Annotated in this window: 1 protein-coding gene; it reads right to left on the bottom strand. The window is 55.5% G+C overall.

Annotation, left to right across the window (positions count from 1 at the left end; translation table 11 throughout):
• On the bottom strand, positions 1–235 hold a 235-nt coding region (locus ACEXP3_RS16950), incomplete at its 3' end, for a helix-turn-helix domain-containing protein (protein WP_377298330.1).
• Positions 236–292 lie beyond the last annotated feature (57 nt).

Raw genomic sequence — 292 nt, 5'->3', positions numbered from 1 at the left:
GCCCCTTCTCCTGCGACAGCTCGATGTCCGGGTAGAAGCTCAACAGCGCATTCAGCACTGCAAGGCTTCGATCCTGAAGCCCGAGTTTTTCCCGTGCTTCGGCAACATCGCGAAACAGTTTCCACTTGTCTGCCACTTTGCCGGCGCGGATGTCTTCGGCCTGCATCTGCTCTTTCACGAGCGCAAGCGAAACCCCACGCCGCCCAAAGGGCGTCGTCACTCCATGCGTCTGCATTGTCTTTCACCTTCAAACAGGCAAAAGAATCCAACCCGTCAAACAAACGGTTTCAAA

It is taken from the genome of Neorhizobium fuzhouense, assembly GCF_042611105.1.
In the GTDB taxonomy this organism is placed as follows: Bacteria; Pseudomonadota; Alphaproteobacteria; order Rhizobiales; family Rhizobiaceae; genus Neorhizobium; species Neorhizobium galegae_A.
Note: the sequence above shows the minus strand (reverse complement) of the source record. Positions and strands in the feature narration are given on the sequence as shown.